Origin of the sequence: Pseudescherichia sp. AS216 (assembly GCF_037152055.1) — a bacterium.
GTDB lineage: Bacteria > Pseudomonadota > Gammaproteobacteria > Enterobacterales > Enterobacteriaceae > Pseudescherichia.
In genome coordinates, this window is sequence record NZ_JBBCMV010000026.1 from 1 (window position 1) to 409 (window position 409).

Here is a 409-nt window from a genome sequence, read left to right on the forward strand (position 1 = left end):
TCATGACTGGGGTGAAGTCGTAACAAGGTAACCGTAGGGGAACCTGCGGTTGGATCACCTCCTTACCTGAAAGAACCTGCTTCGCAGTGTCCACACAGATTGTCTGATAGATGTAGAGAAGCAAGACGGCTGCGAAGTCGTGACAACTTTGTTGTCCCCTTCGTCTAGCGGTTAGGACTCCGCCCTTTCACGGCGGCAACAGGGGTTCGAATCCCCTAGGGGACGCCACTTGCTGGCTGTGAGTGAAAGGCACAACCGACCGTATCTCAAAACAGACTCACGAGTCTTGTTTGAGATATTTGCTCTTTAAAAATCTGGATCAAGCTGAAAATTGAAACGACACACTGTTTCCTTTCTCCGTAATAAGAAAGGAAGATGCGGTGTGTTCGAGTCTCTCAAATTTTCGCAA

1 tRNA gene and 1 rRNA gene are annotated in these 409 nt (G+C 48.7%); both read left to right on the forward strand.

The features are described from left to right. Nucleotides 1–65: ribosomal RNA gene (locus WFN61_RS20740) — 16S ribosomal RNA — on the forward strand; the annotation flags it as partial. A gap of 88 nt (nucleotides 66–153) precedes the next feature. After that, nucleotides 154–228, forward strand: a tRNA-Glu gene (locus tag WFN61_RS20745). Nucleotides 229–409: the final 181 nt, after the last annotated feature.